This window comes from Micromonospora sp. NPDC005257, assembly GCF_042872445.1.
In the GTDB taxonomy this organism is placed as follows: Bacteria; Actinomycetota; Actinomycetes; order Mycobacteriales; family Micromonosporaceae; genus Micromonospora.
In genome coordinates this window covers 468,643-494,491 of the sequence record NZ_JBIAKL010000003.1, presented here as the reverse complement: position 1 = coordinate 494,491, position 25,849 = coordinate 468,643, and the positions used below count along the sequence as shown (strand labels likewise).

The window sequence follows — 25,849 nt, the reverse complement described above, 5'->3', positions numbered from 1 at the left end:
TGTCAGAGACGGTAGACAAGCGTGCCATCGACGTCCTCCCGGGTGATGCCCAGCCCGTCGACCGGCCGGGTCTCGATGCCCTCCCACGGCGTCCCCGCCGCGCGGCTCGGCACCGCGACGACCGACCGCACGCCGATCCCGCGCAGGTACGCCACGCTGCCCGCGTCGGGGAACGAGGCCACGGCGACCCGGGTCTGGCCCTGGCTGACCGGCTCGAAACCGCCGAGCCCGTTTGTGATCCGGGGGAACCCGTCGGTCGACCACAGCATGTAGTTCAGGTCGCCCACCCCGCCGGCGGGCAGCACCAGCATGGGCTCCGGCGCGGTCCGCATCGCCGCCGGTGGTGTCGGCACGACCGGGTGCGGCGTGCGGTTGACGCCCTCCAGCGTGACCAGGGCGAGCGGCACCAGCAGGACCAGCGCCGCGACGGCCCGGGACGCGCGCGCCGCCACCGGCCGGCGCCACGACTCGGCCAGCGCCGTCACCAGCCCGGCCGCCAGCACGGCCAGCAGCAGGCTGGTCCAGTGCATCATCCGGCCCGGGGTGCGCAACGCGTCCCAGCCGGGCAGGAGCCGGGACAACGTCAGGTAGCCGGGTTCGCCGTCCCCGCCGAGCGTGGAACCCAGGCCCAGCAGCACGGTGCCGGCCACGCCGAGACCCAGCGTGACCCGGTGCCGCACCGGGAACGCCGAGACGAACAGCCCCGCCGCGGCCAGCCCGATCAGCGTCATGCCGGGTAGCAGCGCCATCTCCGGCGGCCAGGAGAGCTGTTCGCGGGCGGCGGCGTGCCGTTCCCCCCACAGCCACGAGTCGCCGGGCGCGGTGACGAACCCGATCAGCGGCGGGGAGAACATCTTGGTCCAGTCCAGCGATCGCACGGCCTGCGGGTTGAGGTCGACCACGCGCAGGTAGACCAGCCCGAGCAGCAGCGTCACGGCGCCGAACACGGCGCCGCCGGCCAGGTCGGCGACGAGCAGCCGCCGGCCGAACGGGGGCCGTTCCCGCTTGCGCCACCAGGACCAGCCGTAGCAGCCGGCCGCCACGATGACGGCGGCCAGCAGGAAGTAGACGAGCGGCAGCCCGATGCCGAAGCCGAGCGTGACCTGCCAGGCCGCGACGAGCCATCCGGCCACCGCCCAGCCGGGCCGGCGGCGTTCCGGCCGGTATCCGTGGCGCAGCGACCAGCCGTGACCGCGCGCCAGCATCGCCAGCGCCAGCGCGATACCGCCGCTGGACAGGATGTTCAGGTGGCCGGAGTGCGCCAGCCGCCACGGCGCGAACGCCCACGCCACCCCGGCGACCGCCCCACCCCACCGGTTCGCGCCGAGCTGCCGGGCCAGGGCGTACGCCCCGAAACACGCCAGCGCGTGCAGCAGCACGTAGAGCACGTTGTAGCGGATCAGCGCGGCCTCGAACCCGGAGCCGAGCATCCCGAACGGCGCGTACCCGAGCAGGGTGTCGCTGTAGGCGTAGGTGTAGCGCTCCGGATAGAACGTGTTCGAGTTCCACAGGTTGGCCGGGTCGTTGAGCAGGGCGTGCCCCGACCAGGCGACCTGCCACGCCTGCAACGTCGGGTCGCCCAGGTCGCCGGGGATCGTGGTCGCCGGGTGCCGCAACGTCGGCCAGGTCAGCACCACCGCCAGCAGCAGGCTCCCCAGGATCGCCAGCGTCCACTCCGGGTTCGGCCGCCACCGGCGTCTGCCGTCCGTCGGGCGATCGTCGGTGGGACTGTCGTCCGAGGGCTGGTCGGCGGGCGGCTGCGCGGGATCGGTGTCCTCAGCGGCCGGCGGGGCGACGGCGGGCCGGATTTTCATGGGATAGATGCTTCACGATGCTGCTGGTCCTGTCGATCCACTGTCCGAAATATGGTTGAAACTTCCGGCCCGCAGTACCGGAAGGGCCGGCTACGCGAACCGGTCCGCGAGCGCCGACAGCTTACTGACGTAGGCCGGCCAGTCGTAGCCGTCGGGGACGTTCCGGTTCTCCCGCCCCAGCCCGATCGCCGCGTCGTGCTGCTCGCGCATGATGTCCGCGTGACCGGCGTGCCGGGCCAGGTCGACGCAGACGTGCACGATGATCTGGTGCAGCGTGACGTCCTGCCGGCCGGCGGGCCACCACGGCACCCGACCGGGCGCGTCCAGCGGCAGCGTCTCGATCGTCTCGTCCGCGAACGCGCCGACCCGGCGGTACAGGTCGATCAGCCCGTCCTTGGTCTCGTCCTCTCGGGCGTACCAGTCCGCCTGCGGGTCCGCGTCGAACATCTCCAGCGCGACCAGTTCCCCGCGGTTGGGGAACTCGCGGCCGAATGTCTCCCCGAAGTAGCCGGCCTCCACGTTCAGGCAGTGCTTGAGCAGGCCGAGGAAGTTGTTGCCGGTGGCGGTGCGGGGAAGCCGGGCCTCGCGTTCGCTCAGCCCGTCGAGCTTCCAGATCAGGTTTTCCCGGATCGCGCGCAGGTAGTGGTGCAGCGCTGCCTTCGGGTCCTTCGGTTCGGTCATGCCCGACACTCTTCAGCATGGGTCGGACATCGTGGGGCGGCGGTCAGCCGGTCTGGTCGTTGTCCTTGTGCGCGCCCCACCCGTGCCAGCGCTCGATCTCGATCCACGCGCTGACCCGGCCGCGGTCCCGTCGCGGGTACGGCCGTCCGGTGTAGTGCTGCGAGATCCGGTCGATGTCCGCCAGACCCTCGTCGTCGCGCACCTCGACCACCCGCCCGATGAGGCTGACGTGGGTGTACCAGTTCCCCTCGTCCAGCACCGTCAGGGAGACCCGGGGATCGCTGCGCAGGTGCGCCAGCCGGCGGCGGCCCTCGTCCATGTTCACCAGGACGCGGCCGTCCTCCCAGAGGTACCAGGTGGCCGCGGACACCGGCTGGCCGTCGCGCAGTGTGGAGATGACGGCGGGATTCGGCTTGCCCAGCATGGCGACGGCGGGCTCGGGCAACGGCGGCTTCGACATGGCTCCCACTGTACGTACCCGCCGGTCCCGCCGCTGGTCATGCGGCGGGCAGGGCTCCCCGGCGTCGTGGGCCGGGGAGCCCGTCGCGTGCCGGTCAGGCGCGTACGCTCCACCGCTGGTTGGTGCCGCCGTGGCAGTCCCAGAGGTTGATCCTGGTCCCGTTCGCGGTGCCGTAGCCGGCCGCGTCCAGGCAGCGCCCGGACTGGACCCCGCTTATCGTGCCGTCGGCGTTGAGGTTCCACTGCTGGTTGGGCTGGCCGTTGCAGTCCCAGATGATCACGCTGGTGCCGTTCGCGGTGCCCCGCCCGTTGGCGTCCAGGCACTTGTTGCCGAGCACCTGCAACTGCTTGGCCGAGGTGTACGTCCAGCGCTGCATGGTGCCGCCCCAGCAGTCGTACAACTGCACCGTGGTGCCGTTCGTGGTGCTGCCGTTCGGCACGTCCAGGCACCGGCCCGAGCCGACGCCGACCAGTTGCACGTTCTGGTAGGTGCCGCCGCCGCTGCCGGGAGTGCCGATGCTGCCGGACACCGACTGCAACGCCCGGTACCAGACGGCGGCCATCTTGTCGTAGCCGGTGGCGGTCGGGTGGATGCCGTCGATCAGGTCGGCGGTGGTCAGCGCCGAGTGCTGGTCGACCAGGTGGACCCGCTTGCCGGCGTTCACCTTCGACTGCACGATGCCCGGGATGGCGGCGTTGAACGTGCGCACCGCCGCCTCCTGGCCGGAGTTCGCCAGCGGGATGATCTGCGCGACGAACACGTCGGCGTTCGGCGCCGTGTTGGTGATGCGGTCGATCAGCGAGGACAGCCGGTTCGGCGCGGTCGAGACGTTGTAGTTCTGCAGGATGTCGTTGGTGCCGATGTGCAGGAGCACGGTGCGCGGCTGGTAGGAGTTCAGCCAGCCGGTGATGTTGGCGTCGATCTGGTCGATGCGCCAGCCGGGGTGGCCCTCGTGGTCGTGGTCGCCGAGGTTGCCCGGCCCGTTGAACTGGGAGCCGACCAGGTCGACCCGGTAACCGTCGGCGGCCATCCGCTGCCACAGGCCGATCCGGTAGCCGCCCGGCACCTGGGTGCCCTCGGTGATGGAGTCACCGAGCGGCATCACCCGGGTTCCGCCGTTGGACTCGGCGCCCGCCGGGCCGGCGGGCGTGAGCACACCGGCGGCCAGCGCAGCCAGTGCGGCGCCCGCGGTGAGCCATCTCCTCGCTCGGGTACGCATGTCTGTTCCTCTCATGGGCTGGTGCAGGTCAGGGACGGGGTGGACGGCGAGCCGTTCGCCACGAAGCCGAACGTGGTCGAGCCGGACGCCGGCACCGAGCCGTTGTATTCCGCGTTGCGGACGGTCGCCGTGGAGCCGCTGGTGCTCAGCGTGCCGCTCCAGACCTGGCCGATGCTCTGGCCGCTGGCGAGGGTCCACCGAACCGACCAGCCGTTGAGCGGCGCGGCGCCGGCGGTGACCGTCACCTCGGCCTGGAAACCGCCGGACCAGGAGGTGGTGGTGCGGTAGGTGGCCGTGCAGGCGCCACCGGTCGGCGGAGGCGTGGTGGGCGGAGGCGTGGTGGGTGGCGGCGTGGTCGGCGGAGGCGTGGTGGGCGGGGGATCGCTCGGCGGCGGGGTCGTGGGCGGCGGGGTCGTGGGCGGCGGAGTGCTCCCGGCGGGGGTGAACCGCCAGTGGTCGATGTTGAACAGCGAGCCGCTGCCGCCGGTGAACCGCAGGTACAGGTCGTGAGTGCCGGTGGCGCCGCTGACCGCGCAGGTCGTGTCCGCCCAGGTCTGCCAGCCACCGGTGCCGGACACCCGGCAGGTGCCCACCACCGGACCGCTGGTGCCGTCCAGGCGCAGCTCGATGGTGCCGCCGCTGCCGGCCGAGGCCACCCGGGCGGTGTACGAGGCCGCGCCGGACCCGAAGGCGACGCCCTTGATCTTCAGGTAGTCGCCGTTGTCGATCCAGCCGACGTTCATCCCGCCGCCGCTGGCCGGCTCGGTCTCCACTCCCGCCGCCCACGCGCTCGTCTCGGCCTCCTGCCGGACGTACGGGTTCAGCGTCCCGACCTGCGGGGCGCCCGTGGTGGTCATGGATATCGTCGGGATCGAGCCGTCCGCGCCGTAGGAGAACTTCTCCACCGCCACCGACCTGGTGAAACCGCCGCCGCCGGGCAGTGCCCCGTTGTGGTAGAAGAGGTAGGAGCCACCCTTGAAGTCGACGATCCCGGGGTGGTTGGTGAAGCTGCTGCCCTGGGTGGGCATGACCGTGCCGCGGTAGGTCCACGGCCCCAGCGGGCCGGGCGCCGTCGAGTAGGCAAGGAACTCCGAGCAGCACTTGGCGGCGAACACGTTGTAGTAGATGTTGTTGCGCTTGTAGACCCAGGGCCCCTCCTCGTACAGGGTGGGCCGGTTCGCGTCTCCGGTCCGCGTCCCGAAGCCCGCGGTGGTCAGCGGGATCTGCGTCGGGCTGCCCGAGTACGAGATCATGTCCGAGTTCAGCTTCACGTACCACAGGCGCGGGTTGCCCCAGTACAGGTATGCCTGGCCGTCGTCGTCGACGAACACGGTGGGGTCGATCTCGCCGTTGCTCACCAGCGGACGCCCGATGGCGTCCCGGAACGGCCCGGTGGGGCTGTCCGCCACCGCCACCCCGATGCCCATCTGGCCGGTCGCCCGCACGACCATCGGCACGTACCAGTAGAACTTGCCGTTGCGGTGGACCGCCTGGCCGGCCCACGCGTCCTGCTTGGCCCAGCTGAACGTGGCGAGGCTGAGCGGCGAGCCGTGGTCGGTCCAGTTGACCATGTCGTCGGACGAGTAGACCCGCCACTCCTTCATGGTGAACCAGGTCGAGTTGTCCTCGTCGTGGCCGGTGTAGAGGTAGACGCGGCCGTTGTAGACCAGCGGCGCCGGGTCGGCCGTGTAGATGTTCTGCACGATCGGGTTGTCCGCCCGGGCGGCGGTCGGGCTCAGCCCTCCGGCGATGACCGGGGCCAGCCCCAGCAGGGCGAGCATGGTCACGGCCAGCGCGAGCCATCGTCTGGTCCGGCGGTCGGTTCTCCATAGCGTTGACGTCACAGGTCATCTCCCCGGTGGGCCGCGCCGCGGCGGATGGGTGTGGTCGGTCGGGCCGTCATGCTCGGCTCCATTTCTGGCTGCTGCCGCCGGTGCAGGCGGACAGGACGATCGCGGTGCCGTTGCCGGTCCCGCCACCGTTCGGGCTCAGGCACAGTCCGGACTGGACGCCGGTGATCGTGCCGTCGGTGTTGACGTTCCACTGCTGGTTGGTGCCGCCGTTGCAGTCCCAGATGATGACCCGGGTGCCGGACGACGTGCCCTGGCTCTCGGCGTCGAGGCACTTGCTGCCGTACACCTGGAGCTGGCGGCTGGAGGTCGCCGTCCACTGCTGGTTCGCGCCGCCGTTGCACTCCCACAACGTCACCTGCGTGCCGTTGGTCTGGGACTGGTTCGGCACGTCCAGGCAGCGGCTGGAGTTGGGGTTGAGCAGCGCGCCGCTCGTACCCCCGGGGTTGCCGCCCGGGCCGGCGACCACCGATAGGTTGTCGAACTGGGCGGTCCCACCCTGGCTGGTGCCGAAGCCGACCTGGCCGGTGCCGAACGTGGAGTCGGTGGCCGTGCCGACCGTCGTGCCGTCGATGGTCGCGGTGATGGTGGAGCCGGAGAAGCCCAGCGCGAGACTGTGCCAGCGGTTGGTGCCCAGCGCCGCGACGTTCCCGCTGCGCAGCGTGGTGAGCTGCCCGGCGGTGTTGTTGCGCAGGATGGACCACGCGCCGGAGTCGGTGACCCGCAGGAAGTAGGCGTTGTACCGGCCGATGGGGTCCAGGTTCGTGCTGCCGACGCGCCCCATGATCTGTGCGTAGCCGGCCTGTTCGAGCAGGACGTCGGCGGACGCCGTGTAGTTGCCCCAGCTCAGGTTCCCGCCGTAGGTCGCCGGGTCGGCGAGCGTCTTCCAGGTGATCGGCGCCTGCGCGGACATCTGGCGCAGGCACATTCCGGCCCGCCCGGCGCCGCAGCCGACGGTCTCGAACGCGCCCTGCATGTCCTGGAGGTACTTCGGTATCCGCCCGGCGGCGTAGCCGTCGAAGTCGTCGCGGTACGGCAGGCTCAGCGAGCCCTGGGCCGGGCTGGTGGCGGTGCCCTTGCCCTGCCCGGTGGTGGTGGTGACGGTGTAGAGGTGTCCGGGCTGGACGGTGAGCGAAAACGAACCGCCCGACGGGGTGATGTCCGCCCCGCGGACGAAGAAGTCGTTCGGGTTCGTCGAGTTCAGGTTCGTGGACCAGACGTGCACCTGGCCGGTGGACAGCCCGCCGGTGACGTTCAGGGTGAGCTGCTGGGCCGCTGTGGCGTCCATGGTCTCGATGACCGTGCTGTAGTCGCCGCTGGTGGGCGACCGCAGCGACACGTAGCTGCCGTTGTTGCGGTTGCCGCCCAGGTAGCCCGAGGACGAGTCCAGGTAGCGCCAGCCGGGCGCGGTGAACTGGGTGGTGTGCGCCAGCGTCCAGCTGGTCTTGCCGACCGAGTACCAGCCGGACCACGGCTGGTTGGCCAGGATCAGCCCGACAGTGGACCAGGGCAGGTTCGGCGTGATCGCGGCGATCAGGTCCCAGTTGAGGTAGGCGACCATCCGGCCGTCGATGTAGCCGCGGTTGATGCCGCGGGCCAGCGGCTTGGCGCCGTCGTTGTAGTCCTGCGAGCCGCCCTCACTGTTCCACAGCGTCTTGCCGGTGCTGGTGGCGGTCGACGAGACGGTGCAGGTGGTCTGCGCGCTGAGGTAGCCGCACGGGTAGTGGCCGCTGAGCACGTCGATGCTGTTGCGCAGCGTGGCGTTGCTGGCGACGGCGTTGGCCGGGCCCCAGCTACCGGGGTAGTCGTCCCCGTAGATGATCTTCACACCGCTGTAGCCGTTGGCGTTCAGCGCCTGACGCAGGCTGATGGTCCAGTTGGCGTCGGTGCGCTTCTCGTTCTGGGCGGCGGTGATGTAGTCCATGGTCAGGTTGTGCTGCCGTGCGCAGCCCAGCCAGCTCACGAAGTAGTCGATCATGTCCTGGGACATGAAGTTGCCGTTGCCGATCCAGCCGGGAGCGCCCCACGGCAGTGCCGCCAGCTTGATGGCGGGGTTGCGGGCCTTGGCCTGCTCCATGATCCACCACTGGTAGCCGCGGTTGCAGTTCAGGTCGCCCCGGACGTGTGCGTGGCTCGGCTCCGAGCCGCTGGTGGAGTTGGTGTCGCCGCCCATCTCGACCTTGAGGATCTGCAACGCGGCGCCGTAGCCGGGCTTGAACAGGTAGTCCAGGATCTGCCCGCGCTGCGGCTCCGGATAGTCGATCAGCAGCCGGCTGTTGCCGCCGCCGCCGCTGACCGCGCCCACCCCGTCGAACGTCTGGCCGCCGGAGGCGCCGTTGACGGTGATCGTGGTGGCCGCCTGCGCGGGTCCGGCGGTGAGGGTCAGGCCGCCGGCGGCGGCAAGGACGCTGGCGGCCAGCGCCGCCAGCAGCCGGGGGCGACGGCGTATCCGTATCGGTTCGGACATGACGAGTCCCTTCACGAATTCGGGGTGTGGTCGCTTGCCTCGCCCACCGGTCAGCGGTAGCCGGCGGCGACGATGTCGGCTTGGACGGCGTTCTCGGTCGCGTCGGACGGATAGCCCGCCACCATGGCGCCCTCGTAGAAGGTGCCGGCGCTGAGGTTCGCGCCGCCGCCGGGCTTGCAGCAGTCGCCGCCGCTGCCCAGGATGATGGCGCCCTGCTTGCGCATCGGGCTGTAGCCGGCCGGCAGCGACCCGTCGTAGAGCGTGGCGAGGCCACCGGACTGGGCGTTGCTGCCCTTGATGGCGAACCGCGAGGTGCCGTTGTTCTTCAGGGTGGCGGTGACGAACCGGTTGGTGAAGGCCCGCTGGTTCGGGTTCCAGGACTGGCTGCCACCCGGGTAGAGACCCCACTCCAGGTCGGCCTGCACCCAGGGGCCGCTGCCGGAGCAGCCGCCGAACCAGCAGCTGGTGCTGAAGTTGATCGCGTCCATCGCCCCGGCCGCGTCGGCGCTGCGGGTGGTCTCGCTGTTGCCGTAGTCGAAGCAGCAGCCGCTGTTGACGTGGGTGCCGCTGGTCACCATGTACATGCCCTCGGGGGCCGCGCCGGTGGGGATGCCGGTCAGGTGGCCGTCCCGCCAGTAGCTGTTCCCGGGATTGATGTAGAGCGAGTACGCCCGGGCGCCCCCGACCGTCAACGACTCGCTCGTCGCGTTCGCGGGCCGGCTGGAGGTGGAGCCGGGGACCTGCGCGGAGCCCTGGTACCACAGGTCGTTCCCGCGTCCCGACTGGTCGAACACGGCGGTGATCACGCAGCTCGTGCCGGCGCAGAACGCGTCCTGTGCGGCGGCGTCGGCGTAGCCGCCGTTCCCCAGCAGCCCGATGTTGCGGGTGGCGTTGTCGGAGGCGCGGCGGACCTGGTAGAGGTTGCCGCCGTACGCCGAGAGCAGCGCCCGGGTGGTGCTGTGCGCCGCCACGCACGGCGTGCCGCCCGCGGCGTAGATGTCGCACGGCCGCCCGCCGGGCGGGGGTGTCGAGGTGGGCGGCGGTGACGACGGTGTGGCCGAGGTGTTCCACCGCTGGTTGGCCTGGCCGTTGCAGGTCCACAGGATGATCCTGGTGCCGTTGGCGGTGCCCGCGTTCGTGGCGTCCAGGCACAGCCCGGACTGCTGGCCGGTGATGGCGCCGGCGGGGGTGACGTTCCACTGCTGGTTGGCCTGGCCGTTGCAGTCCCAGATGATCACGGCCGTGCCGGGGCTGGTGCCCTGGCCGTTGGCGTCCAGGCACTTGTTGCCGTACACCATGAGCTGCTTCGCCGACGTGTACGTCCAGTTCTGCGGCGTGCCGCCCGTGCAGTCGTAGAGCTGCACCTGGGTGCCGTTCGTGGTGCTGCCGTTGGGGACGTCGACGCAGCGGCCGGACTGCGCGCCCACGATGGAGCCGGGCCCGGGGGCGGCCACGGCGTTTCGGGTCGACGTGGCCAGCGCGGCGCCGGCGACGACCAGGACGAGAATCAGGGCGGGGATGGTCAGACGGGATGGTCCGGATCGGACGGACCGGGGACGGGGGATCACCATGACGGCTCCTCGGGTACGCAGGGCTCCGCGACCGTTCGTGCCGGCGCGGTGCCTCACGAGCTATGGATGGCCGCCGGTGCAAGCGTTAACACCCGTGACGGAAGGGCTCTGAACAGCCGAGTGGTGGTGGCATGTCAGGTGTAGTGTTAACGCAAACATCGACCAGTATTAATTAGAGCACACCTCGGCGGGAAGCGGGACCTCGGTTTGCTCCCGCCCGGGGCCGGGCCGGGGGCGGCGGTCTGCCACCCCCGGCCCAGCGCCCCGAACGGGGCGGCGGGCCGTCCGGTCAGGGACTGGTGCAGGTGACACCGCTGGGCGCGGTGGCACCGTTCCCGGTGGCGGTGAACCCGAACGTCGTGGAGGCGTTCGCGCCCAGAGTGCCGTTGTAGTCCGCGTTGCGGACCGACACCGAGCCGGTGGTGCCCGTGTTGACGCCGCTCCAGAGGCTGCTGATCGCCTGGCCGGAGGCCAGGGTCAGGCGTACGGTCCAGCCGTTGAGCGTGGCGGCGCCGTTGTTTGCCACAGTGACCTCGGCCTGGAAGCCGCCCGGCCAGGTGTTCACGGTCCGGTAGGTGGCGGTGCAGGCACCCGGCTCACTCGGCGGCGGGGTCGTGGGCGGCGGCGTGGTGGGCGGGGCGGTGGTCGGCGGCGGTGTGGTGGACGCGAACTGGCTGAAGAACCGCCAGATCTCCGCCGACGTCCAGGTCCGCGAGTCGTTCGGGCTCGGCGACCCGTCGACCGGGCTGGGGGTGTGGTCGCCGTCGAACGCGGCCCACTGCACCGGGTAGCCCTCACGGCAGCCGGAGTACGTGGTGGTGATGTGCGTCAGGCTGCCCCGGCTCGGCTCGCGCGGGCTCTGCGCGGTGCAGCCGTTGTTGCGGACGAACGTGTCCCGCAGCGACCGGCCCGCGGAGATGTTCAGCACGCTGTCGTAGATGCCGTGGATGCCGAAGTAGGCGACGGGCTGGGTGCCGCCGTTGCAACCGCTGAGGTTGGCGCCGGACAGGACGGTGACCGCACGGATGATATTCGGCCGGGCGCAGGCCACCGCGTAGCTCATCGCCCCGCCGTAGCTCCAGCCGAGCGCGAACCGCTGGCTGGTGTCCACGCAGAGGTCGTTCTCGATCTGCCGGGAGATGTCGTCGAACAGCGTCAGGTCACGGCCGTTGGTGTTGGCCCAGCCGTTGTCGATGCCCTGCGGCGCGACGAAGATCGTGCTGTTGTTCGACAGCGGCAGCAGGCCGTAGTAGCCGGCCGAGGCGACGTTGTTCGCCGAGCCGTTCAGCCAGTGGAACCCGAAGATCAGGCGGTACTGGCGGTTGCGGTCGTACCCGTCCGGGATGCGCAGGATGTAGCTGCGGTTCTGGCCGCCGCTGGAGATGGTGCGTGTCCCGCTGGACAGCGTGGGCGCCTTGCCGCAGCCGGCGGTCGCCGCGAGCGTGCCGTTGGTCGACGCCTGTGCCGTCTCGCCGAGGCCGGCGTTGAGCGCGCCGCCGGCCGCTGCCGCGAGCAGCACCGCCGCGGCGGCTATGGATGAGAGAAGCGGTGTTCGTTTCGCCATTGCTGACTCCTTGCCCTGGGTGGCGGTGCAGGCCGGGCCGTCCGTCGATGCCGACGTCGCCTGCGAAGAGGGCGCGGAGCCGCGCGTGGGCCGGGGCCGAAGTCGTCCGTTGGCCGCCTGCGTCGGCGTGCATCGGCGGAGCGGCCCGGACTGGTCACCGACCGGCCGGGCGGCGAGGGAGATGCCTCGGGACGCCTAGCCGATGGTGGGGTGACGGGAGCGTGCCCTTCGCTCCCGTCCCGGAACATAGCAGGTTATCGATAACACATTCAACCGCGAGCGCCGGAACGGGCCGGTGGGAGCCCGTCCCGGCGTTGGTCGTCGCGGTGCCGGCGGCCGAGCCGGGAGCCCAGCCTGTTAGCGATAACAGATGGCTTGCCGGTCCCGCCTCAGAGCGCTCGGGCGAGGACGTCGTGGGCGGCTCGGGCCACCGCGGCGTCGATCATCCGGCCGTCCGCCGTGACGGCGACGCCGTGCCCGTGCTCGGTGACGGCGGCGAGGCGGGCCACCACGTCCCGCGCGTCGGCCACCTCCTCGGCGGACGGGGTGAACACCTCGTTGATGACCGGCGCCTGCGCGGGATGGATCGCGGTGCGGGCCCGGAAGCCCTGCCGCAGCAGCATCCGGGTGCTCCGGTCGAGGCGCTCGGCGTCGCGTACCGCCGTCTCGACCGGACCCACCGGCGGCACCAGGCCGGCCGCCGCGGAGTGGAGCACCACCGCCGTGCGCAGCGGCCACAGCTCCTCCTTGTCCGGCCCCGGCCGCAGGCCCAGCTCGGCGGCGAGGTCCGCCTCGCCGAGGCCCAGCCGCAGGACCCGCGGCGCGGCGGCCACCCGGTCCAGGGTGAGCACGCCGCGCGCGGTCTCCAGCAGCGGCAGCACCCGCAGCGTGCCGGGCGGCAATCCGCACGCCGACTCGGCCCGGGTCAGCGCCTCGGCGACCTCGTCGAGCAGCTCCGGCTCGGCCTTGGGCACCACGACGCCGCGCAGCGCCGGGCCCGCCACCGCCGCGACGTCGGCGGTGGCCGAGTCGGCGTTGATCCGCACCCACCACTCACCGTCCGGTCGTGGCGGGTCGGCCAGGAACGCGGCCACGTTGTCGCGGGCCTGCGACTTGGCGGCCGGTGGGACCGCGTCCTCCAGGTCGCAGATCACGGCGTCGGCGTCGGCCGTGGCGGCCTTGGCGAGTTTCCTCGGCTCGTTCCCGGGCGCGTAGAGGTAGCTGCGCGGCGTACGGGTCACGCCGGCCGGGCCAGGTAACGCCCGCGGGGCGTGCCGACCACGGCACCCGCCTCCAGGATCCGCTCGCCGCGCAGGAACGTGTCGGTGACCCGGGCGCTCAGCTCGAAGCCCTCGAACGGGGTGTACTCCTGCGCCGACTCCGAGTCGGCGGCCCGCACCGTCCAGGTGTGGTCGTCGTCGACCAGGCAGAAGTCGGCGTCGAAGCCCTCGGCGATGTCGCCCTTGGAGCGCAGCCCGAAGCGCCGGGCCGGGTTCCACGCGGTCATCTCGGCGATCCGGTGGTACGGCAGGCCCCGGCGGTTGCCCTCGGAGATCAGGCCGGGCAGCAGGTACTCGGCGCCGCCGAAGCCCGACTTCGCCACGAACACGTCGTCCCGGGGCTCACCGAACTTCACCTCGTCACGGCAGCAGGCGTGGTCGCTGACCACCCAGTCGATCTTGCCGTCCAGGACGTACTCCCAGAGCGCCTCGACGTCCTCCCGCGGCCGGATCGGCGGGTTCACCTTGGCGCCCAGGTTCGCGGTGTCGATGTCGGCGAGCAGGTGCCCGACCGTGACCTCGCGGCGGAAGTCGATGTGCGGGAACGCCTGCGACATCCGCAGGGCGGCGTCGACCGCCTTGCGGGACGTCAGGTGCAGCAGGTTGATCGTCGGCAGGCCGGTCTCGTGGGCCAGGTACGAGGCGATGCTGACGGCCAGGCCCTCGGAGTGCGGCGGCCGGGAGGCGTGGTACGCGGCCAGCCCGGACAGCGTCCCCTCCTCCTCCACCATCCGGGTGTACGCGTTCATGATCTCGGCGGTCTCGCAGTGCAGCGACAGCGAGATCTCGTCGGCCAGCTCGGGGAACCGCTCCCGGGCCGCCTGCACGCCGCGCATGACGAACTCGAAGTGCGCGTAGTCGTACCGCTCGTTCTCCGGGATCATCAGGAAGCTGCTCTGGTCGGACGACCGGCCGTGCAGGCCGTGGCTGCCGTAGAACATGAACACCTTGAACGAGGTGACCCCGTGCCGCTCGACCAGGTCGGGGATCTCGCCGATGTGCTGCTTCGACATCGGTGCCAGGTGGAACGCGTAGTCCACGTGCGACCGCTCGGCGGTGGCGGCGAGCACCTCGGGGAAGAAGTCGGCGTACGCGCCACCCCGGTTCAGGTAGTACTGCCCGGTGCGCATGTACGTGATGGCGGAGGTCACCCCGCCCTGGGCGCAGGCCCGGCTCTCCGAGGCGGCGTCCTGGTCCAGCGGGTTGTAGATCCCCCAGTGCTGGTGCGCGTCGACCACGCCGGGGAAGGCGAGCCTGCCGCCGCCGTCGACAACGGTCCGGGCCAGCGCCGGATCGATGCCGGCGGCGACCTGCACGACGCGGCCGTCGCGGATGGCGATGTCCACCTGCCGCGGCTGCGTCCACTCGTGCCGTACCACACGGACGTTCGTCACGAGGGTGTCAAAGGACGTCATGGGTTCCTCCTTGAGGTGGGTGAGCCGGCCTCCAGGCGAGCCAGGGTCCGGGGGATCTCGTCGATTACGTCGAGGCCGTCGAGGCGCAGCACCAGGTCCTCGACCCGGCGCGCGGCCTCGTCGGTGAGCCGGCCGGCGACGTTCTCCCGGAACTTCACGGCGAGTTCCTCGTCGCTGAGCGGGCGCTGCGGGCCGCCGCGGTTGGCCAGCACCTCCTCGGTCCACTCCCGGCCGTCGTCCGTGCGGACCGTCACGATCGCCGGGAACTGGTTAGGGAAGATCGAGTCGCAGCGGTCGTCCGGGAGCACGTCGACGGTCGCCATCAACGCGCGACGGTGGGGATCGCGGGCCAGCTCGTCGGTGTAGTCGGTCAGCCCGACGCCGAGCCCGGAGCCGCCGAGCAGGCCCGCCACGACGGCGTACGGACCGGAGAACTGCGCCTGGTAGCCGGTCTCCGGCGCCCGCTTGACCTCGATCGGCTGGCCGATCGTGCGGATGACCGCGGCGGGCACGCGCAGTTCGATGCGGCTGATCCGGTCCAGCGGCAGGCCGCGCTCGCGCAGCCGCAGCCCGGCGTCGATCGCGGCGTGGGTGAAGTGGTTGGCAGGGTACGGCTTGAAGAAGATCCCCGGCACCGACCACTCCTCGCCCAGCCCGCCGGTGACCTGGTCCAGGTCGGCCTCGTCGCGCAGGAAGGCGCGGAAGAAGCCGAACCTGCCCTCCAGGACGGTCGGCGGGCCGGTGAAGCCGCGCTTGACGAGCTGCGCGGCGGTGACCGCCGAGTGCGCCGCCCACCCGCAGTGCAGTCGCTTCACGGTGCCGCCGGTGCGGTTGGCCTCGATGATGCCGGCGGAGAAGGAGGCGGTGACGCCGAGGGCGTTGGCGACCCCCTCCGCGCCGAGGCCGAACAGCAGCGCCGCCGAGGCGGCTCCGCCCATCGCCCCGCAGATCGAGGTGGCGTGCTGTCCGTGCTCGAAGAAGACCGAGTTGCCCAGCTTACGGTCGTACCCGGCCATGCCGAGACGGACGGCGACCTCCAGGCCGACCGCGACCGCGGCCGTCAGCTGACCGCCGGTGGCCCCCGACGCCTGGGCGGCGGCCAGCGCGGCCGGCACCACGCTGGCGCTGGGGTGCAGCACCGAGGGCAGGTGCGTGTCGTCGTAGTCGAGCGAGTGGGCGAGCACCCCGTTGGCGAAGGCGGCCTGCGCGGCCGGCACCGCCTCGGGCAAACCGACGGCGTGCGCCTCGGGCCGGCCGCCCTGGTCGGCCACGAACCCGGCGGCCGCGGTGCTCGTCGGCAGCCGGTACGCGGCGACGCAGAGGCCCAGCACGTCGAGCACGCGCTGGCGGACGCTGTGCCGTACGTCGTCGGGCAGGCCGGTGTGCGTGGTGGCGGCGGCGAACGCGGCGAGCCGCTCAGCCAGCGTGAGCTCAGCCATGCCCGACCACCGCCAGCGGACGCACCGGCGAGCCGGTCGCGCCGAACAGCGGCAGCGGCGCCAGGATCAGGGTGAACTCGTGCACTCCGGCGGCGGCCAGCTCCTCCAGCGCCATCGCCTCGATGATGTAGATCCCGCGTTCCACCAGGAGCACCCGGTGCGCCGGCAGCACGCTGTGCGCCGCTCCCGGGCGCAGCTGCTCGAAGGCGATCGTGTCGGCCCCGACGGCGTGCACCGCGCGGTCGGCGAGCCACACCGCCCCGGCCTCGCCGACGCCCGGCACCCCGGACTCCAGGCCCATGTAGACGTTCCGGTCCTCGTGCTCGAAGAACCGGCCCCAGCCGCTGCGCACCAGGACGACGTCGCCCGCGCCGACGGGTGTGCCCTGGGCCCGCTCGGTGGCCGCGAGGTCGTCCGGCGTGATCTCGTAGCCGGCCGGGCAGCCGTCGCCGGCGCCGATCGCGCGGGGCACGTCCAGCAGGACGCCACGGCGCACCATCGGGGCGATCGTGTGCGCGCCCAGTTCCACGTACCGGCCGCCCCGGCCCGCCTCGGCCGCGTCCGCACCGCCGTGGAGCAGGCCGCGGTGCGAGACGTGGGCGAGCGCGTCGATGTGCGTGCCCACATGCGTACCCATGGTGATCATGTCGTTGGCCGCGGAACCGCCGTCGGAGCGGACCATGTCCCCGTGGCGGCGGGGCAGCGAGTGCCAGTAGGCGGGGTGGTTGGGGGACTGGGGCATGCCGACGGAGAGCCGGCGGCCGAGGTCGTACACGGTCACTCCGCCACTGACGGCCGCGAGCAGCGGATCGGCGACGGGGGCTTGGGTTGGGGGTGTCACGGGTTGTTCCTCACTCTTTGGGAATCGGTCGACCGACCACGGGGGCGGTCAGGCGACGACCTTGCGCGCGCGCAGCTCGGCCAGGACCTCGGGCGTGCATCCCAGCTCGGTGCCGAGCAGCTCGTCGGTGTCGGCGCCCAGGGCACGCCCGGTGAACCGGATCCGGCCCGGGGTGTCCGACATCCGCCACATCACGTTGTGCATGCGCATCGGGCCGAGGTCGTCGTCCTGCACCGTGGTGATCATCTCGGTGGCACGGACGTGCTCGTCCTCCACCAGGTCCCGCGCGTCGTAGACGGGGCCGACGGCCGCGCCGGCCGCACTGAACTCCCGCAGCACCTCGTCGCGGGTACGTTCGGCGATCCATCCGCCCACGTACGCGTCGAGGAGGTCGGCGTGCGCGGCCCGCTCCCGGCCGGAGCGGAACCACGGCTCGTCGATGACCTCGGGGTGACCGACCAGGCGCAGGACCCGCTCGGCGATCGCCTGCGCGCTGGTGGACACGGCGACCCAGCGCCCGTCCCGGGTGCGGTAGGTGTTGCGCGGGGCGTTGTTCGTGGACCGGTTGCCGTGCCGCTGCCCGACGACGCCGAGCTGGTCGTAGGCGATCGGGCCGGGGCCGACGGCGGCCATGATGGGTTCCAGCAGGCTCATGTCGACGACCTGACCACGGCCGCCCCGGGCGTCGCGGGCGTAGAGGGCCATCACCGCGGCCGAGGACGCGGCGATGCCGCAGATGCTGTCGGCCAGGCCGAACGCGGGCAGCGTCGGCGGGCCGTCCGCCTCGCCGGTCAGGTGGGCGAAGCCGCTCATCGCCTCGGCCAGCGTGCCGAAGCCGGGGCGGGCGGCGTAGGGACCGGTCTGGCCGAAGCCGGTGATCCGGACGATCACCAGCCCGGGGTTGACCTCGTGCAACCGGTCCGGCCCGACGCCCCACCGCTCCAGCGTGCCAGGGCGGAAGTTCTCCACCACGACGTCGGCGGTGGCGGCGAGCCGGAGGAAGAGGTCGGCGCCGTCCGGGTCGGAGAGGCTGAGCCCGACCGTCCGCTTGTTGCGCGAGATCTCCTTCCACCACAGCGGCACGCCGTCCTTCGCCTCGCCGTGGCCGCGCATGCTGTCCCCGGCGACGGGGTGCTCGATCTTGACGACGTCGGCGCCGTAGTCGCCGAGCAGTTGGCAGCAGAGCGGCCCGGCCAGAATGGTCGAGACGTCCAGCACCCGGATGCCGTGCAGCGGGCCGTGCCCGTCCGCCCGGGTCTCCCGTTCAGTCACCGCTGGTCCCTCCTTACTCGTACGGTCCCGGTCATCCCGTCCACATCCCGCCGTTGACGTCGACCGTGGCGCCGTTGACGTAGCTCGCGCGTTCACCGAGCAGGAACGCGATCGTGTCGGCGACCTCCGCCGGCTCGGCGGGCCGGCGCAGCGGCACCTGGTCGACCAGCTCCGACAGCTCCCGGGCGGACAGGCGCTCGGTCATCACCGACCGGACCGGTCCGGGCGCCACCGCGTTGGCCCGTACGCCCCGGCCGCCGAACTCCTTGGCGATGTTGCGGGTCAGCGCCAGCACGCCGGCCTTCGCCGCCGCGTAGGCCGGCCCGGACAACGCGTTCCCGCCGTGCCGGCCGTTCACCGAGCTCATCAGCACGATCGCGCCGCCACCGGCCGCGAGCATGGCCGGCAACACCGCCCGGACCACGACGTAGGCGCTGGTCAGGCTGTCGTCCAGCACCTGCCGCCACTGCTCGGGTGAGACGTCGAGCAGCCCGCCGTGTCCCACCGACCCGGCCAGGTGCGCCACCCGGGTCGGCACCTCGGGGAGCGCGTCCAGGAACTGGCGAACCTGGCGCGGGTCGGCGGCGTCCACACCGTCGGCCCGGTCCAGCACGTGGACCGTCTCCCCGTCGCGGCGCAGGGCGTCGACCACGGCGGCGCCGATCGCCCCCCGTCCGCCGACCACCAGCGAGGTCATGACCGGCGGGTCCGGGTGTTGACGCCGGCCAGCTCGCCGGTGGGGGTGACGCGGCCGGACTCCACCGCGCCCAGCCACTGGTCGGTGGCCCAGAGCAGCGCGTTGGCGCCGCGTGGCAGCAGCAGGTAGCTGATCGCCTCGGCGATGTCCGGCTCCCGCACGCCGGCGGCGTACAGCCGGTCGAGGTGGTGCAGGAAAGCCTCCTCCTGCTGGTGCACCGAGTGCACCACCACCGCGATCAGGTCGGTCTCGCGGGCGGACAGGTCCGGCGCGGCGGCGGCGAGCAGAGCGTGGTATCGGGCGAAACCGTCCATCGGCAGCGTGGCGGCCCAGGCCCGCGCGGCGAAGAAGATCGGCCGCCACGCGGCCGCGGCCCCGGCCACCGCCGTCGCCTGCGCCATCTCGTCGGTGGTCAGCCCCGCGGCGTACCCGCGCTCGACGTGCAGCGTGCCCACCGCCTCCTCGTCGGCGACGAGGAGACCGACCCAGATCAGCTCCCGCTCGCGGGCCGACAGGTGCCGCTCGTCGAGGGTGAACCGGCGGTAGAGCCGGGTGTACGCCTCCAGGAAGCCGGGCTCCGTGCGGGCGTACACCTCGTGGTACGACAGCAGGTAGCCGCGCTCGGCCCGGATCGCGGCGAGCTGATCGGGCTCGCTCATCGCTGCGACGGCCCGAGGCTCGGCGTCAACGAGGCGTCGCGGTCGTAGAAGGCGGGGATGAGGCTGCCCAGGTCGTGACCCGGCAGCGGGTCGCGGTAGTCGGTGCTGCCGAAGTCGTTCTTGCGGATCAGGGAGAGGTTGCCGGTGCGGCTGTAGAGCGGGCCGTGCCAGGTCTGCGGGCTGCGGAAGAAGTAGCCGCCGGGCTTGACCACGCCGCGGCGTCCCAGCATCAGGTCTCCGGCGATCTTGAAGGACTCCTCGTAGACCGGGTGCTTCTCCTCGTTGATCGCCGTGTATCCGGGCAGCATCCCGACCAGGAAGACGATGCCGGCCTCGTCGCGGCGCAGCCACCGGATCCGCACGTCGGCCGGCTGCGCCTCGTCGCCGCGCCAGCCCATCGACACCCACTCGTCGCGGGTCTCGTGCAGCACGGTGAGCGTTCCCGAACCCGGGCCGGCGGCGAAGTCCGGCGTGCTGTGCGGGCCGAAGTACAGCACCGTCTCGCCGACGCCGGGCACCCAGTCGAGCTCGGTCATCGCCTGGGCGTGCAGGTAGGTGCCCGGGGCGTACGGCTCATCGTTGACGGTGCCCCGGCCGGCGATCACGAAGATGTCGGCCTGGGCGCTCAGCACGCCCCGCTGCCGGTTGGTGAAGGCGAGCAGCTCGGTGCGGGCGCCGTCCTCCTCGTCGACCGAGAAGGTCTTGCGCAGGCCGCCGCCGTGGCCGGAGCCGAACTGACCGCCCGGAACCGGGGCCCAGGGCAGGTCTTGGGTCGAGATGAAGTCGACGTCAGGGCGATTCCACATGTCAGTCTGCACACCTTTGCCTCGGGGTTCCTGGGTGCCCATCCGAGATAAGGATCGTTCCTGTCAAACGAACGGTGGTTTCCCAGGCGGAACAAGGTGGATACTGTCGTGCCACTGCCCGGCCTGTCAACGGTCCGGGTCAAGTCTCGGAATGATCAGCGAACTGGAAGGCGGTGGCTGTCATGGGCGACGAGCCGAATCGGATCGACGCGGCGGGCGGGAACGGCAGTGGCGGGATCGCGGCGCTGGTGCCGCCGGAGAACCCCACGGTGGCGACCGAGCTGCGCGCGCTGCTGCCCGGTGCGGTCGATGTCCGGATCGCGCCGCTGCCGCAGATCCCGGGCACGTTGAAGGAGCGGCTGCTCGGTTACAACGACGCGCTCACCTCGACCGCGGGCACGCTGCTCCCGGCCCGGCCCGAGGTCGCCTACTTCGCGTGCACCGGTTCTTCCTACCTGGTGGGAACGGATGGCGACGCGCGGCTGCACGAGGCGATCGACGCGGCGGGCGCCGGACAGGGGCTGACCGCCGCCCGGGCGATCCTGGAGACGCTCGCCGAACTCGGCCGCACGCGGGTGCTGGTCGTCTCGCCGTACCCGGACTGGCTCACCGACCTGGCGGTCGCGTACTGGACCTCCGCCGGGCTCACCGTGGCCGGCGTGGAGAAGGCGCCGGCGCCGAACGGGATCTACGCGATCACTCCCGCCGAGGTCACCGCCCTGCTGCGTGAGCTGCGGCCCGACCCCGACACGGTGGTGCTGCTCAGCGGCACCGGCATGCCCACGGTCGAGGCCATCGCGGCGATCGGCGACGAACTCGGCGTACCGGTGCTCTCCTCGTCGGTGGCGGCGGCGTATCGCGCCCTGCATCGCCTCGGTCGGCCGGCGGCCTCGTCGTCGTGCCTGGTCAACGACCTGGTCGGCCGCTGGCGCTGAGTTTTGTTTCGGCTGCTTTTCCACCCTTGACGGGGCTCGGGAGCAGCCATTAGCGTCCCGGCATACACAGCGGACCGGCGTTCCACTCAGACGAACGAATCCGCTTCACCACTAAACCTATGTCCCGGCACCGGGCCGCCAGGAGGTGACGAACGATGCACGGCTGGCGAGCCCGAATCGGCTTGATCGTCCCGCACGTCAACATGACGATGGAGCCGGAGATCTACTCCGTACTGCCCTGCGGCGCGTCCGCACACGCGGCCCGGATGGTGATCCCCCGGCTCGACCCGGCCGGTCTGGTCACCATGGCCGACGACGCCCTGCGCGCCGCGGAGCAGTTGTCCGAACTCGACGCCGACGTCGTGGTCTTCGGCTGCACATCCGGCAGCTTCGTCGGCGGCCACGAGTACGAGACCGACCTGGTCGGGCGGATCGCCGAGCGCGCGGGCTGCCCGGCGCTGTCCACGTCGGGGGCCGGCGTGCAGGCGCTCCGCGCGCTGGGCGTCACCCGGATCGCCGTCGCCACCCCCTACGACGACACCATCAACCAGCGACTGCGCGAGTTCTTCACCGCACACGGGCTCGACGTGGTCAACCTGGTCGGTCTCGGCCTGCGGGAGCGCGTCACGCACTTCCCGCTCGCCCGCACACCGGTCTCGGCCATCGCGCAGCAGTCCGAGGAGGTCGTCTACCGACTCGCTCGTGCCGCCGCCCACCCGGACGCCGAGGCGCTGTTCATCAGTTGCACGAACCTCTCCACCCTCGGCGTGGTCGCCGAGCTGGAGAGCGACCTTTCCATCCCCGTGGTCACGGCCAACCAGGCCAGCATCTGGGCCGCCTTCCGGGCGGCCGGTCTCGGCGACTCGCCTGCGGCGTTCGGGGCCCTCGGCCGGCACTGAGCGCGCGCCACCTCGTCTCACTTACTCGTTCCCCCCCCGGGAGTAACCATGTCTTCACTGTCCCGTCGCAACCTGCTCCGGCTCGGCGCCCTGGCCGGCGCCGGCGGTCTGCTGGCCGCGTGTTCCCGCCCCGACGGTGCCCCGGCCGCCTCCGGCGGCGGCAACTCCGGCGGCCCGTACACCACCATCCGATCGACCGCGACCTCCTACATCTGGGCGCCGTTCCTCGTCGCCGAGAAGAAGGGCTACTTCGCCGAGGAAGGGCTGCAGCAGAGCGGCAAGGTCGCCGGCCAGGGCGTGGTGGCGAACATCGTGCTCGCCGGTGACGCCGAGTTCGTCGTCGGCTCGCCGATGGACACCATGAAGTCCACGGCGGTGGGCCAGCCGCTGATCAGCTTCTGCGGCATGGTGACCACCCTGGCCACGAACATCGTGGTCAGCGCCGAGTCGTTCGAGAAGGCCGGACTGTCCGACTCGAGCACGCCCGAGCAGCGGGGCGCGGCCATGCGCGGCATGAAGCTGGCCTCCACCGGTGTCGCCGGCACCCCGGACCTGCTGATCCGCTACGTCTCCAGCAACCTGGGCAAGCTCGACCCGAACAAGGACCTGCAGATCGTGCCGATCCAGGGCGGCGGCTCGGCGATGCTCGCGGCGGTGAAGAACAAGCAGATCGACGGCATGGCGATCTCGTCGCCGATCTCCGACCAGGCGATCTCCGACCTCGGCATGAAGTACCTCTACGACATGTCCAAGGACCCGGTCCAGCCGCTGGTGGGCTTCCCCTACATCATGGCCTCCTGCAAGAAGGACTTCCTGGAGAAGAACCCCGAGGCGATCGCGTCGTACTGCCGGGCGATCCAGCGGTCGCTCAACTTCATCCAGGCGGAGAAGGACGAGTTCCGCGACCTGCTCGGCGGCATCTTCACCGACATCAAGCCCGAGGTCTTCAAGACGGCGTTCGAGTCGAACTACCCGATCTACGGCAAGAGCATCGTCCCGACCCCGGAGCAGTACGAGCAGGCCAAGGAATTCGTGGTCACCGCCTTCGAGATCAACGGCAGCGTCAGCGAGGCGGCCGCGGCCAAGAAGATCGGCTTCGACGACACCTGGAACGCCACCATCGCCAAGCAGGCGTTCGACAAGGTCGGCACGTCCTACTGAGCTGCCCGCCCATCGCCGGCCAGGCCGGCTCCTCGACGTTGGGAAGACGATCATGACTACGACTTCGGTACCAGGCGTGAGCTCCACCCACATCAAGAACTTCGGAGACCTCAAGGCCGCCGCCCGCAACGGGGCACGGCAGGCCGTGTGGGACTTCCTGGAGGGCGGCGCGGGCGCCGAGCGCAGCGTCGCCGCCAACCTCGACGAGTTCGACCGGTGGACCTTCCGGCCGCGGATCCTCACCGGCAGCAAGCCGCCGTCGCTGGAGACGACGTACCTGGGCTGGCCGCTGAAGATGCCGGTGGCCACCGCGCCCTTCGGCGCGGACGGGCTGTTCCACCCGGACGGCCAGCTCGCCGTGGCCGGCGCGGCGCAGGACGTCGGCGCGCTGGCCCTGGCGCCGCACGTCTCCACCCACCCGCTGGAGAAGATCCGCGAGGTGGCGCCCGAGTCGGCGCTGATGTTCCAGCTCCACCCGGTCGGCAACCTGGTCAACTTCCGGCGGCTGGTCCGCCGTGCCGAGTCGGCCGGATACCGCGGTCTGGTGATCACCGCCGACTGCCCGACCGCCGGTTACCGCGATCGCAACCTCGCCAACCAGTTCGTCTACGAGGACGTCATGCGCGGCAACTACCAGGGCGAGACGGGGCACGCCGAGGAGATGTTCGGCGAGTTCCGCGCCATGAGTCAGCCGGTGTGGACGTTCGACTACCTGGCCGAGGCGCTCAGCGAGACCTCGCTGCCAGTGGTGATCAAGGGCGTGATGACCGGCGAGGACGCGGTGCTCTCCGCCGACATGGGCGCGGCCGGCGTGATCGTCAGCAACCACGGCGGACGGCAGCTCGACTGCACCCCGGCCACGCTCCGGCAGCTACCCGAGGTGGTGGACGCGGTGGGCGGCCGGATCAGCGTCGCCGTCGACGGCGGCATCCGGCGCGGCACCGACGTGCTGAAGGCGATCGCCCTCGGTGCCGACCTGGTGGTGGTGGGCCGGCTCGCGGCGATGGGGCTGTGTGCCGGCGGTCGCGACGGCGTACGGCGGGCCCTAGAGATGGTCGCGGCGGAGATGGTCAAGTCGATGGCCCTGCTCGGGCGATCGAGTCTGGCCGAGGTCGACCGCTCGATGCTCCAGCCGGCCTGACAGCGGATACGGGAGAAGTCGGATGCCTACCGAGAAAACGGGGACCGCCCGCAACGCCGTCGTGTCGGCGGAGGGCGTCTCCATGACCTACCACGGACGCCGCGGCCCGGTGAACGCCCTTTCCCGCGTGGACTTCAACCTCTGGGAGGGTGAGTTCGTCGCGCTGCTGGGCCCCTCCGGCTGCGGCAAGTCGACGCTGCTCAACATGGTCTCCGGGCTGATCACGCCGACCAGTGGGTCGCTGACCTACCGCGGGGCGACGATCGACGGCCCGAACACCAGCATCGGCTACATGACCCAGCGGGACTCGATCCTGCCCTGGCGTACGGTCGCCGAGAACATCGAGCTGCCGCTCCAGATCCGCCGGGTGCCGGGACGGGAGCGCCGCGAGAAGGTCGCCACCTACATCGAGATGGTGGGCCTCAAGGGGTTCGAGAACACGTACCCGGCGGGTCTGTCCGGCGGCATGCGCAAGCGGGTGGGCCTGGCCCAGGCGCTGGTGTACGAGCCGGAGACGCTCCTGCTCGACGAGCCTTTCGGCGCGCTCGACGCGATCCTGCGCCTGCGCATGCAGGCCGAGTTGCTCTCGCTGATGGAGAAGCTCGGCGCGGCGGTGCTGTTCGTGACCCACGACATGGACGAGGCGATCACGCTGGCCGACCGGGTCGTGGTGATGAGCGCCCGCCCGGCCCGCATCGTCGACGTGATCGAGGTCGGCCTGCCCCGCCCGCGGGATCTGGAGCAGCTTCAGTTCACCGCGGAGTACCAGGAGGTACGCCGCCGGGTCTGGCACAACCTCGGGCGGGAGATCCACGCCGGCGAGAAGGAGATGGCGAAGCCATGAGTGACACCGAGACGGTCAGCCGCGGCGCGGTCACCGCGCCGGCCGCCGGGCCGGCCGCCGCCCAGCCGCCCCGCAAGCTCAACCCGAAGATCAAGATCGCGCTCGGCCAGCTCGCCGTGGTGATCGTCTGGCTCGGCTCCTGGCAGTGGATGTCCGGCCGGGTGTTCGACCCGTTCTTCACCAGTTCGCCCAGCGCGATCGGGCAGCAGTTGCTGGAGTGGTTCCGTACCGGGTCGATCTGGCCGCACCTGCTGATCACGTTGCAGGAGTTCGGCGTCGGGCTGGCGGTCGGCAGCGTGGCCGGCGTGCTGGTTGGCTTCACCCTGGGCCGGCTGCCGACCACCGCGGCGGTGCTCAACCCGTTCGTCACGGTCGTCTACAGCATGCCGAAGCTCGCCCTGGCCCCGCTGTTCGTGCTCTGGTTCGGCATCGGGTTCGGCTCGAAGATCGTCCTGGTCGGGCTGATCTCGTTCTTCCTGGTCTTCTACAACACGTTCACCGGCGCGCGTGACGTCGATCCGCTGTTCATCGACTCGCTGCGGATCATGGGGGCGAACCGGCTGACCATCTACCGCCGGGTCGTCATGCCGTCGGCCGCGGTGTGGGTGATGACCGGTCTGCGCATCGCCGTGCCGCAGGCCGTGATCGGTGCCGTCGTCGGTGAGCTGATCTCGTCCAACCAGGGCGTGGGCTACGTCATCGCCAACGCCGCCGCGTTCTTCAACACCACCGGCGTGCTGGCCGGCGTCGCGCTCGTGGCGTGCGTCTCGGTCGTCCTCTCCCAACTGATCATCGTGTTGGAGCGCTGGGCGACCCGCTGGAAGCAGGGCTGAG

The 25,849-nt window shown here is 71.4% G+C and carries 22 protein-coding genes; 6 read left to right on the top strand and 16 right to left on the bottom strand.

Annotation, left to right across the window (positions count from 1 at the left end; translation table 11 throughout):
- Window positions 1-2: 2 nt before the first annotated feature.
- The 16 genes from ACFYO8_RS09080 to ACFYO8_RS09005 form a co-directional block, all read right to left on the bottom strand.
- Window positions 3-1,814 carry a hypothetical protein gene (locus ACFYO8_RS09080; RefSeq protein ID WP_355047222.1) on the bottom strand — a complete coding sequence of 604 codons (1,812 nt, stop codon included), beginning with the start codon at window positions 1,812-1,814 and terminating at the stop codon, window positions 3-5.
- Window positions 1,815-1,904: 90 nt separating this feature from the next.
- Entirely contained in the window at window positions 1,905-2,495 is a 591-nt protein-coding gene (locus tag ACFYO8_RS09075; RefSeq protein ID WP_387256906.1) for a DinB family protein, read from the bottom strand.
- A gap of 43 nt (window positions 2,496-2,538) precedes the next feature.
- Window positions 2,539-2,955, bottom strand: a complete 417-nt coding sequence (locus ACFYO8_RS09070) for a PPOX class F420-dependent oxidoreductase (RefSeq protein ID WP_354874030.1) — start codon at window positions 2,953-2,955, stop codon at window positions 2,539-2,541.
- Window positions 2,956-3,049: 94 nt separating this feature from the next.
- Window positions 3,050-4,174, bottom strand: a complete 1,125-nt coding sequence (locus ACFYO8_RS09065; protein ID WP_387256904.1) for an RICIN domain-containing protein — start codon at window positions 4,172-4,174, stop codon at window positions 3,050-3,052.
- A gap of 11 nt (window positions 4,175-4,185) precedes the next feature.
- On the bottom strand, window positions 4,186-5,955 hold the full coding sequence (locus ACFYO8_RS09060; protein WP_387256924.1) for a family 43 glycosylhydrolase: 1,770 nt from the start codon (window positions 5,953-5,955) through the stop codon (window positions 4,186-4,188).
- 118 nt (window positions 5,956-6,073) lie between these two features.
- Complete coding sequence (locus ACFYO8_RS09055) at window positions 6,074-8,491, bottom strand: ricin-type beta-trefoil lectin domain protein (protein ID WP_387256903.1); 2,418 nt, start codon at window positions 8,489-8,491, stop codon at window positions 6,074-6,076.
- A gap of 50 nt (window positions 8,492-8,541) precedes the next feature.
- Window positions 8,542-10,062: an arabinofuranosidase catalytic domain-containing protein gene (locus ACFYO8_RS09050; RefSeq protein ID WP_355015245.1), complete on the bottom strand. Its 1,521-nt coding sequence runs from the start codon at window positions 10,060-10,062 to the stop codon at window positions 8,542-8,544.
- A 289-nt stretch (window positions 10,063-10,351) separates the two neighbouring features.
- On the bottom strand, window positions 10,352-11,626 hold the full coding sequence (locus ACFYO8_RS09045; RefSeq protein ID WP_387256901.1) for a cellulose binding domain-containing protein: 1,275 nt from the start codon (window positions 11,624-11,626) through the stop codon (window positions 10,352-10,354).
- Between the two features lie 389 nt (window positions 11,627-12,015).
- Window positions 12,016-12,867: an HpcH/HpaI aldolase/citrate lyase family protein gene (locus ACFYO8_RS09040; protein ID WP_387256899.1), complete on the bottom strand. Its 852-nt coding sequence runs from the start codon at window positions 12,865-12,867 to the stop codon at window positions 12,016-12,018.
- On the bottom strand, window positions 12,864-14,321 hold the full coding sequence (locus tag ACFYO8_RS09035; protein WP_355047219.1) for a dihydroorotase family protein: 1,458 nt from the start codon (window positions 14,319-14,321) through the stop codon (window positions 12,864-12,866). The genes ACFYO8_RS09040 and ACFYO8_RS09035 overlap by 4 nt, the downstream gene beginning before the upstream one ends.
- Window positions 14,318-15,760, bottom strand: a complete 1,443-nt coding sequence (locus tag ACFYO8_RS09030) for an MmgE/PrpD family protein (RefSeq protein WP_354874044.1) — start codon at window positions 15,758-15,760, stop codon at window positions 14,318-14,320. The genes ACFYO8_RS09035 and ACFYO8_RS09030 overlap by 4 nt, the downstream gene beginning before the upstream one ends.
- A complete protein-coding gene (locus tag ACFYO8_RS09025) occupies window positions 15,753-16,601 on the bottom strand; it encodes a cyclase family protein (protein ID WP_354874046.1) in 849 nt (282 codons plus the stop codon). The genes ACFYO8_RS09030 and ACFYO8_RS09025 overlap by 8 nt, the downstream gene beginning before the upstream one ends.
- A gap of 48 nt (window positions 16,602-16,649) precedes the next feature.
- A complete protein-coding gene (locus ACFYO8_RS09020; RefSeq protein WP_387256897.1) occupies window positions 16,650-17,873 on the bottom strand; it encodes a CaiB/BaiF CoA transferase family protein in 1,224 nt (407 codons plus the stop codon).
- Between the two features lie 31 nt (window positions 17,874-17,904).
- Window positions 17,905-18,570 (bottom strand): SDR family NAD(P)-dependent oxidoreductase, encoded by a 666-nt coding sequence (locus tag ACFYO8_RS09015; RefSeq protein WP_355094592.1) that lies wholly within the window; start codon window positions 18,568-18,570, stop codon window positions 17,905-17,907.
- Window positions 18,567-19,229 (bottom strand): carboxymuconolactone decarboxylase family protein, encoded by a 663-nt coding sequence (locus ACFYO8_RS09010; RefSeq protein WP_355094594.1) that lies wholly within the window; start codon window positions 19,227-19,229, stop codon window positions 18,567-18,569. Before ACFYO8_RS09010 ends, ACFYO8_RS09015 begins: the two co-directional genes overlap by 4 nt.
- Window positions 19,226-20,035 (bottom strand): hypothetical protein, encoded by an 810-nt coding sequence (locus ACFYO8_RS09005; RefSeq protein ID WP_387256896.1) that lies wholly within the window; start codon window positions 20,033-20,035, stop codon window positions 19,226-19,228. Before ACFYO8_RS09005 ends, ACFYO8_RS09010 begins: the two co-directional genes overlap by 4 nt.
- A gap of 182 nt (window positions 20,036-20,217) precedes the next feature.
- Between ACFYO8_RS09005 and ACFYO8_RS09000 the strand changes: the two genes are divergently transcribed.
- The 6 genes from ACFYO8_RS09000 (at window position 20,218) to ACFYO8_RS08975 (ending at window position 25,848) form a co-directional block, all read left to right on the top strand.
- Complete coding sequence (locus ACFYO8_RS09000) at window positions 20,218-20,970, top strand: hypothetical protein (RefSeq protein WP_357707010.1); 753 nt, start codon at window positions 20,218-20,220, stop codon at window positions 20,968-20,970.
- 155 nt (window positions 20,971-21,125) lie between these two features.
- Window positions 21,126-21,869: an aspartate/glutamate racemase family protein gene (locus ACFYO8_RS08995; RefSeq protein ID WP_357707008.1), complete on the top strand. Its 744-nt coding sequence runs from the start codon at window positions 21,126-21,128 to the stop codon at window positions 21,867-21,869.
- Between the two features lie 48 nt (window positions 21,870-21,917).
- Complete coding sequence (locus ACFYO8_RS08990) at window positions 21,918-23,030, top strand: ABC transporter substrate-binding protein (RefSeq protein WP_357471726.1); 1,113 nt, start codon at window positions 21,918-21,920, stop codon at window positions 23,028-23,030.
- 76 nt (window positions 23,031-23,106) lie between these two features.
- On the top strand, window positions 23,107-24,171 hold the full coding sequence (locus ACFYO8_RS08985) for an alpha-hydroxy acid oxidase (RefSeq protein ID WP_354874062.1): 1,065 nt from the start codon (window positions 23,107-23,109) through the stop codon (window positions 24,169-24,171).
- Window positions 24,172-24,193: 22 nt separating this feature from the next.
- Window positions 24,194-25,015, top strand: a complete 822-nt coding sequence (locus tag ACFYO8_RS08980) for an ABC transporter ATP-binding protein (protein ID WP_357707005.1) — start codon at window positions 24,194-24,196, stop codon at window positions 25,013-25,015.
- Window positions 25,012-25,848: an ABC transporter permease gene (locus tag ACFYO8_RS08975; protein ID WP_354874066.1), complete on the top strand. Its 837-nt coding sequence runs from the start codon at window positions 25,012-25,014 to the stop codon at window positions 25,846-25,848. Before ACFYO8_RS08980 ends, ACFYO8_RS08975 begins: the two co-directional genes overlap by 4 nt.
- Window position 25,849: the final 1 nt, after the last annotated feature.

Coding starts and splice junctions, on each gene's coding strand:
- ACFYO8_RS08990 (WP_357471726.1), top strand. CDS start 21,918: ATGTCTTCACTGTCCCGTCGCAACCTGCTCCGGCTCGGCGCCCTGGCC.
- ACFYO8_RS09050 (WP_355015245.1), bottom strand. CDS start 10,062: ATGGTGATCCCCCGTCCCCGGTCCGTCCGATCCGGACCATCCCGTCTG.
- ACFYO8_RS09005 (WP_387256896.1), bottom strand. CDS start 20,035: ATGTGGAATCGCCCTGACGTCGACTTCATCTCGACCCAAGACCTGCCC.
- ACFYO8_RS09070 (WP_354874030.1), bottom strand. CDS start 2,955: ATGTCGAAGCCGCCGTTGCCCGAGCCCGCCGTCGCCATGCTGGGCAAG.
- ACFYO8_RS09045 (WP_387256901.1), bottom strand. CDS start 11,626: ATGGCGAAACGAACACCGCTTCTCTCATCCATAGCCGCCGCGGCGGTG.
- ACFYO8_RS09000 (WP_357707010.1), top strand. CDS start 20,218: ATGGGCGACGAGCCGAATCGGATCGACGCGGCGGGCGGGAACGGCAGT.
- ACFYO8_RS09080 (WP_355047222.1), bottom strand. CDS start 1,814: ATGAAAATCCGGCCCGCCGTCGCCCCGCCGGCCGCTGAGGACACCGAT.
- ACFYO8_RS09075 (WP_387256906.1), bottom strand. CDS start 2,495: ATGACCGAACCGAAGGACCCGAAGGCAGCGCTGCACCACTACCTGCGC.
- ACFYO8_RS09055 (WP_387256903.1), bottom strand. CDS start 8,491: ATGTCCGAACCGATACGGATACGCCGTCGCCCCCGGCTGCTGGCGGCG.
- ACFYO8_RS09035 (WP_355047219.1), bottom strand. CDS start 14,321: ATGACGTCCTTTGACACCCTCGTGACGAACGTCCGTGTGGTACGGCAC.
- ACFYO8_RS08975 (WP_354874066.1), top strand. CDS start 25,012: ATGAGTGACACCGAGACGGTCAGCCGCGGCGCGGTCACCGCGCCGGCC.
- ACFYO8_RS08980 (WP_357707005.1), top strand. CDS start 24,194: ATGCCTACCGAGAAAACGGGGACCGCCCGCAACGCCGTCGTGTCGGCG.
- ACFYO8_RS08995 (WP_357707008.1), top strand. CDS start 21,126: ATGCACGGCTGGCGAGCCCGAATCGGCTTGATCGTCCCGCACGTCAAC.
- ACFYO8_RS09030 (WP_354874044.1), bottom strand. CDS start 15,760: ATGGCTGAGCTCACGCTGGCTGAGCGGCTCGCCGCGTTCGCCGCCGCC.
- ACFYO8_RS09065 (WP_387256904.1), bottom strand. CDS start 4,174: ATGCGTACCCGAGCGAGGAGATGGCTCACCGCGGGCGCCGCACTGGCT.
- ACFYO8_RS09010 (WP_355094594.1), bottom strand. CDS start 19,229: ATGAGCGAGCCCGATCAGCTCGCCGCGATCCGGGCCGAGCGCGGCTAC.
- ACFYO8_RS09060 (WP_387256924.1), bottom strand. CDS start 5,955: ATGCTCGCCCTGCTGGGGCTGGCCCCGGTCATCGCCGGAGGGCTGAGC.
- ACFYO8_RS09015 (WP_355094592.1), bottom strand. CDS start 18,570: ATGACCTCGCTGGTGGTCGGCGGACGGGGGGCGATCGGCGCCGCCGTG.